At 51.3% G+C, this 279-nt stretch carries 1 protein-coding gene; it reads right to left on the bottom strand.

The genetic code is table 11. From position 1 onward, the window contains the following. A partial coding sequence (locus AC0L3J_RS38040; RefSeq protein ID WP_473350555.1) for a Mu-like prophage major head subunit gpT family protein occupies window positions 1-279 on the bottom strand: 279 nt, incomplete at both ends.

Genomic DNA, 279 nt, shown 5'->3' on the forward strand with positions numbered 1-279 from the left:
CCGGATGCGGCGTAAACGCCTTATCCGGCCTACGGAGTTCGGATATACCGGATGCTCCTTGTCGAAGAAGTTCTGACCGTCATAGCAGGGCTGGGTAAAGCCATCTTTCAGAAGTTTAAAAATCAGCTCATCCGGCTGAACTGCCGCAGAACGGCCCATCTCCTGAAAAATCGGCGCATAAATACCCAGATTGTCATCCTCGAAGTCATCACGGGAAATACCCACGGTGCCTTCAAACGTTTTATTGGCGATGGAGTAGCCATGCGCTTCCATTTGCTG

This window comes from Bradyrhizobium sp. Kon37, assembly GCF_055807535.1.